Origin of the sequence: Pseudomonas sp. B14(2017) (assembly GCF_002113255.1) — a bacterium.
Lineage (GTDB): Bacteria > Pseudomonadota > Gammaproteobacteria > Pseudomonadales > Pseudomonadaceae > Aquipseudomonas > Aquipseudomonas putida_Z.
The window spans coordinates 243980-250044 of sequence record NZ_NEJY01000007.1; the positions used below are offsets into that span (position 1 = coordinate 243980).

Genomic DNA, 6065 nt, shown 5'->3' on the forward strand with positions numbered 1-6065 from the left:
CCTGTTCTTTGTGGTTGCACGCTCATGTCCCTGATCCCCGAAATCGACGCCTTTCTTGGTTGCCCGACACCAGACGCCTGGATCGAAGCGGCGCTCGCCGACCAGGAAACCCTGCTGATCGACCACAAGAATTGCGAATTCAAGGCTGCCAGCACCGCCCTGAGCCTGATCGCCAAGTACAACACCCACCTCGACCTGATCAACATGATGTCGCGCCTGGCCCGCGAGGAGCTGGTGCACCACGAGCAGGTGCTGCGCCTGATGAAGCGTCGCGGCGTGCCGCTGCGCCCGGTGTCGGCGGGGCGTTATGCGTCGGGGCTGCGGCGCCTGGTGCGCGCCCACGAGCCGGTCAAGCTGGTGGATACGCTGGTGGTGGGGGCGTTCATCGAGGCGCGCAGCTGCGAGCGCTTTGCCGCGCTGGTACCGCACCTGGACGAGGAGCTGGGCCGCTTCTACCACGGCCTGCTGAAGAGCGAAGCGCGCCACTACCAGGGTTACCTGAAACTGGCGCACAACTACGGCGATGAGGCAGACATCGCCCGCCGGGTGGAACTGGTGCGCGCAGCGGAGATGGAGCTGATCCAGTCACCGGACCAGGAGCTGCGCTTCCACAGCGGTATCCCGATGGCGCAGGCCGCCTGATTCGCACCAGGCGGCCCAGGCGTCAGTGACGGCGGCCCAGCAGCAGGCCGACCACCAGCCCGAGGCCGGCGGAAATGGCCACGGTCTGCCACGGGTGGCCGCCGATGTAGTCCTGGGTAGCCTCCACCACCGGTTGCGCCTTGCTACGCACCTTGTCGGCGGCATGGCGCGCCTGGCGTAGCTTGAGGCTTACCTGCGCGCGCAGGGTTTCCGCCTCGTCACCCACCAGGGCGGCGCTGTCGTTCAGCAGCCTTTCCGATTCTTCGATCAGCGCCTGCAGTTCGCTGAATACCTGGTCCTTGATCTGATCGCTGTCGGCCAGCGCGGCGTTTTTCCGGGCCATGAACTCGTCCTCGTCGATGGTGTGGTTTGAACAATGGATGCCGGCGCGTCGGGAAAGTTGCGGCGGCTTTGGGCTGTTGCAGTACCTGGGTGTAAGATAGCGGCCATTTTCAAACCTGCAGGTACCTTCATGAGTTTCAATCTGGCCAACATGAGCTTCGAGGAACGGGCGCAGATCGAGGCAGAGAAGGCCCGGCTGTTCGAGCTGTGGCAGAACAACCTGGGCAAGGCCAAGGGCGAAGCGGCGCGGCTGATCGCAGAAAAACCACGGCGCAAAGGCAAATGGGCCGAGTGGGTGCGTGCCGAGCTGGATGGCATGTCGCCGCCCGAATACGCCAACATGGTGCGCAGCGAGGTCAACAAGCTGATGGCCGCAGCCAGCGCCAACCGCTGATCACACCCCGCCAGGCGCCTACCAGTAGGCGCCCTTGGGCAGGTCCAGCTTGCCCTCGTCGGTAAAGCGCACGGTCCCCAGCAGCCCGCCGGCCAGCTTGCCGCGCAGCACATAGGGCAGGCCCTGCAACGAGTCCACTCGGCCCAGCCCATAGGCCTGGCGCAGGAAGGAAAACGCCGTGATGCTCACCGGCACCACGACCACCGCTTCGCCATAACGGCCGATGTGCCCCTGCTGGTCGCTGACCCCGGCAGCCAGCGGCTGGCCGTTCACTTCCAGGTTCAGGGCGATGCCGTTGTAGTCGATCGGCGTCTCGTTGGGGTTTTGTACCCGCATCTTCACCGCCATGCGCAGTTCCAGCTCCTGCCCGGGCAGCGGCTCGATACCGATCACGCTGATATTGACCGGGTCGCGTGCCTGGAACAGCGCACAGGCCCCCAGGCCGCAGGCCAGCAGCAGGACCAGGAACAGGCGGGCGTAGCGGTGCAGACGGGCAGCCATGGGGTGCGACCTTGCCAGAGTGGGCGAATGGGCAGTGTGGCAAATACGCGTCGGCGTTGAAAGTCTCCGCCCAGATGAAAGATACTGTTTCTCATTAACGCCCGATAACTTCTCCTACTGGCCGTTCCCAAACCCATGCTGACCTCTCCCGCGCCGGGCCTGCTGGCAAGCTTCCAGGAGCACTACGACGACCTGCTGCAATTCCTGACCCGGCGCATGAGCGACCGTCAGCGCGCTGCCGACGTCGCGCAGGAAACCTACCTGAGGCTGGTGAACATCGACCAGCAGGCGGTGCCGGTGCTGCACGCGCGCAGTTTCATCTTCCGCGTGGCCGGCAACCTGGCGATCGATGCCTTGCGCCGTGAGCAGCGCATTGCCGCCAGCCACGACGACAGCGAGCGGGCAGGTGAGGTGGCCTGCCCGGCCCCGGCACCCGAAGCGGCCTTGCTGGCCCGGGAGCGCCTGCAGATCCTCGACCAGGCGCTGCTGCAGCTGTCCGACAATGCCCGCCAGGCTCTGTTGCTCAACCGCGTCGATGGCCTGACCCAGGCGCAGATCGCGCAACGCCTGGGGGTTTCCGAAAGCATGGTGGCGAAATACATCGGCCAGGCCTTGCGCCATTGCCGTAACTGGCTCAAACAGGCGGGCGTGGCTGCGGCCCTGGTGTTGGCCGTTGCTGTGGCGGGTTGGCAGCAGGCGCCGGTGCTGCTGGCGGATTACCACACCGGGGTGGGTGAGCGACAGGTGATTACCCTGGCCGATGGCACGCGGGTGACGTTGAACAGCGCCACTGCCCTGAGCGTGGTGTTCAGCGACCGTGAGCGGCGGGTGGTGCTGGAGTCTGGTGAAGCCTTGTTCGAGACCACCGATGATTCACGGCCCTTTGTGGTCGACACGGCCGGTGAGCGGGTGCAGGGGAGTGCGGCTACCTTCAGCGTGCGTCGCGATGGCCGCGTGGTATTGGCACATGGCGAAGCCAAGGTTGGCGAGCATGAACTGGCAGTAGCGGCCGATGCCGGCACGCAGATGGCCTGGCAGCGCGGCAAGTTGATCTTCAACGGCAAGCCGCTGGGGCAGGTGCTGGCGGAGCTCGAGCGTTACCGGCATGGGCGGATCGTGTTGTCCGATAGCAAGCTGGCGGCGATGGAGGTCAGCGGGGTGTTCGACCTCGATGAGCCGGAGGCCCTGTTGCGGACCCTTGAGCAGCGCTATGGGCTGAAGGTGACCTACCTGCCGTGGTTGGCCGTGGTTCATTGACTCGCCTGTGCCGGCCTCTTCGCGGCTGAAGCCGCACCCACAGGTACTGCACAGGTCTGGAAGGCTGTGGAGATCCCTGTAGGAGCGGCTTTAGCCGCGAAGAGGCCGGCACAGGAAAAATTTTTTATCTTGCACTGCAAGTTCCTGCCAGCCAGATCGTCGTAGTGGGACTGATCAGCAACCAATTCTCATTTACGACTTGTCAGGAAGCTCATTCGTGCCTCTGATGCTCAAGCCCTTGCACCACCGCCGCGGTCCGCTTCACCATGCCCTGATGTCCTGCAGTGCCCTGGCCATGCTGGTCGGCCCGCTGCAGGCGTTTGCCTCGACCGCCACCGAACAGGCCCAGACCCAGGCCCGCCTGGTCCAGCTCGACCTGCCGGCCCAGCCGCTGGACCAGGCCCTGACCACCTTCGCCGACCAGGCCGGCCTGCACCTGCTGTACACCACCGGCGACGTCGCCGGCCAGGCCAGCCCGGCCTTGCAGGGCAGCTACAGCATCGAGCAGGCCCTGCAGCAGTTGCTGGCCGGCAGCGGCATGAGCTGGCACTTCAGCGATGCCCGCACGGTGACCCTGCGCAAGGCCGACGCCGCGCCGCAGGCGGTCAATCTCAAGCCGATCGAGGTCAGCGTGGCCTCGCGCACCAGCACCGCGATCAGCGAAATCCCCGGCACCGTGTGGGTGGTCGACCAACAGCAGCTGCGCGAGCAGATCGACAGCGGCGTCAGCCTGAAGGAAGCCATCGGCAAGCTTGTACCAGGCCTCGACCTGGCGCCGGAAGGCCGTACCAACTACGGCCAGAACATGCGCGGGCGCAACGTGCTGGTGATGATCGACGGGGTCAGCCAGAACAGCTCGCGCGGCCTGTCGCGCCAGTTCGACAGCATTTCGCCGTTCAACGTCGAGCGCGTCGAAGTGCTGTCTGGCGCCAGCGCCATCTACGGCGGCGGCGCCACCGGCGGTATCATCAACATCGTGACCAAGAAGGGCGAACCCGGCCCGGCGCGCTTCGAGACCCAGCTCGGCGCCAGCAGCGGTTTCAACAACAGCGACGACCTGGCCACCCGCTTTGCCCAGTCGATCAGTGGCGGCAACGAGCGGTTCAACGCCCGCCTGGGGGTTTCCGGCGAGCAGAACGAAGCCTTCTACGATGGCGCCGGCGACCAGATCTTCATCGACAACACCCAGACCGACCTGCAGTACAACCGCACCATCGATGTGCTCGGCACCTTGGGGATGCAACTGAACGACCAGCAGAGCCTCGACCTGTTGGCCCAGTACTATGACTCGGGCAACCACGGCAGCACCGGTATCTACTTCCCCAACCTGAACCACAACGCCCCATCCGACCTTGAAGACGCCGAGCTGCGCAGCGGCTACTCGTCGGACCTGGAGCCGCGCACCCGGCGCCTGCTGCTGAACGCCAACTACCACCACACCGATGTGCTGGGCCAGGACTTCTACCTGCAGGCCTCGTACCGCAAGGAAGACGACAACTTCTACCCGTTCCCGTACTACAACCGCGCCACGCCCACCGGCTCGCGCGGGGTGTACTTCGCCGCCTCGCAGCAGAACTTCGAAGTCACCAGCCTCAAGGGCCTGTTCGCCAAGCAGTGGGACGCGCTGAAGCTGACCTACGGCGTCGACCTGGACCGCGAGCGCTTCAATGCCGAACAGACCACCTTCAACGCCCAGACGTCGTCCGAGTCGGGTGGCCTGGAGCTGGAAAAGGAAAGCAAGGCCGCACGCTACCCCAGCTACCGGGTCGATGGCGTGTCGGTGTACGCCCAGCTGGACTGGCATGCCACCGATAACCTGACCCTGTCCGGCGGCGCCCGGCGCCAGCAGATGGATGTGGACGTCAGCGACTTCAAGGGTGTGCCGGGGGGCAGCAACGATTACCAGGTCAACCTGTTCAACGTCGGTGCCATCTACGATTTCAAGAATGGCCACCAGGTATGGACCAACTACGGCGAAGGCTTCGACCTGCCCGACCCGGCCAAGTACTACGGCAAGCCCGGCCTGAGCGTGGCCGACAACCCGCTGGCCGGCATCAAGAGCCGCCAGGTGGAGCTGGGCTGGCGCTATGCCGACCTGGACTGGGATGCCCAGGCGGCGCTGTATTACATCTGGTCGGACAAGATCATCAACGTCGATTCGCAGACGCTGACCATCAACGTGGAAGACCAGAAAAGCCGTGACTTTGGTTTTGAGGGCGCGCTGACCCGGCACTTCCAGACAGGGTGGGAAGCCGGTGGAACCCTGCACCTGACCCGCTCCGAGGAAGAGGATGTCGATGGTGGCTGGATCAAGCGCGATGCCCGCTATGCCTCGTTGTCCAAGGCTACAGCGTTCGTCGGCTGGAGGGGCGATGGCCGCAGTGCACGGCTGCAGGCCAACCATGCCTTCAGCCTGAAGGACGATGCCGACCACGAGATCGATGGTTATACCACCTTCGACCTGCTGGGCAGCCAGGACACCGGCTTCGGCACCTTCAGCGCCGGCATCCAGAACCTGCTGGACAAGCAGTACAGCACGGTCTGGGGGCAGCGTGCGACGCTGTTCTACTCGCCGACCTACGGGCCGGCTTACCTGTATGACTACCAAGGGCGCGGGCGTACCTATACCCTGACCTGGAGCATGGCTTACTGACCCTGTGCGGTTCTGTAGGAGCGGCCTTGTGTCGCGAAAGGAGTGCGAAGCGCCCCCAGGACTTCAGCTTCGCAGCACATATAGCCGGGGCCGCTTTGCGGCCCTTTCGCGACACAAGGCCGCTCCCACAGACACCGCACATGCCTGAGGAAGTCGCGGTCCCTGTGGGAGCGGGTTTGATCTGGTCAAGTAATTTTGGACACCGGTTAAGGTTTATGCCGCTGCCCTCAGTTTTTCCTCCATGGCTACCGGGGTCTCGTATCCGTTGTAGCTGTG

At 64.6% G+C, this 6065-nt stretch carries 6 protein-coding genes; 4 read left to right on the forward strand and 2 right to left on the reverse strand.

The window, feature by feature from the left end; all coding sequences use genetic code 11:
- Window positions 1-24 precede the first annotated feature (24 nt).
- The gene (locus tag CAG34_RS09570) at window positions 25-642 is read left to right on the forward strand and encodes a tRNA-(ms[2]io[6]A)-hydroxylase (protein ID WP_085589504.1); all 618 of its coding nucleotides are present in this window, start codon (window positions 25-27) and stop codon (window positions 640-642) included.
- Window positions 643-664: 22 nt separating this feature from the next.
- On the opposite strand, the gene CAG34_RS09575 is transcribed toward CAG34_RS09570, so the two are convergent.
- The gene (locus CAG34_RS09575) at window positions 665-985 is read right to left on the reverse strand and encodes a YqjD family protein (protein WP_025338355.1); all 321 of its coding nucleotides are present in this window, start codon (window positions 983-985) and stop codon (window positions 665-667) included.
- A 129-nt stretch (window positions 986-1114) separates the two neighbouring features.
- On the opposite strand from CAG34_RS09575, the gene CAG34_RS09580 reads away from it, so the two are divergent.
- A complete protein-coding gene (locus CAG34_RS09580; RefSeq protein WP_025338356.1) occupies window positions 1115-1378 on the forward strand; it encodes a hypothetical protein in 264 nt (87 codons plus the stop codon).
- Window positions 1379-1396: 18 nt separating this feature from the next.
- On the opposite strand, the gene CAG34_RS09585 is transcribed toward CAG34_RS09580, so the two are convergent.
- The gene (locus CAG34_RS09585) at window positions 1397-1879 is read right to left on the reverse strand and encodes an LEA type 2 family protein (protein WP_085589507.1); all 483 of its coding nucleotides are present in this window, start codon (window positions 1877-1879) and stop codon (window positions 1397-1399) included.
- Window positions 1880-2014: 135 nt separating this feature from the next.
- Here CAG34_RS09585 and CAG34_RS09590 point away from each other — a divergent pair, with 135 nt between their 5' ends.
- Window positions 2015-3136, forward strand: a complete 1122-nt coding sequence (locus CAG34_RS09590) for a sigma-70 family RNA polymerase sigma factor (protein ID WP_085589510.1) — start codon at window positions 2015-2017, stop codon at window positions 3134-3136.
- A gap of 226 nt (window positions 3137-3362) precedes the next feature.
- A complete protein-coding gene (locus tag CAG34_RS09595) occupies window positions 3363-5789 on the forward strand; it encodes a TonB-dependent receptor (protein ID WP_085589512.1) in 2427 nt (808 codons plus the stop codon).
- The last annotated feature ends 276 nt before the right edge of the window (window positions 5790-6065 follow it).

What these genes read in the sequence shown, in the direction of transcription:
- CAG34_RS09570 (WP_085589504.1), top strand. Translation starts at nt 25, where the DNA reads ATGTCCCTGATCCCCGAAATCGACGCCTTTCTTGGTTGCCCGACACCA.
- CAG34_RS09575 (WP_025338355.1), bottom strand. Translation starts at nt 985, where the DNA reads ATGGCCCGGAAAAACGCCGCGCTGGCCGACAGCGATCAGATCAAGGAC.
- CAG34_RS09580 (WP_025338356.1), top strand. Translation starts at nt 1,115, where the DNA reads ATGAGTTTCAATCTGGCCAACATGAGCTTCGAGGAACGGGCGCAGATC.
- CAG34_RS09585 (WP_085589507.1), bottom strand. Translation starts at nt 1,879, where the DNA reads ATGGCTGCCCGTCTGCACCGCTACGCCCGCCTGTTCCTGGTCCTGCTG.
- CAG34_RS09590 (WP_085589510.1), top strand. Translation starts at nt 2,015, where the DNA reads ATGCTGACCTCTCCCGCGCCGGGCCTGCTGGCAAGCTTCCAGGAGCAC.
- CAG34_RS09595 (WP_085589512.1), top strand. Translation starts at nt 3,363, where the DNA reads ATGCTCAAGCCCTTGCACCACCGCCGCGGTCCGCTTCACCATGCCCTG.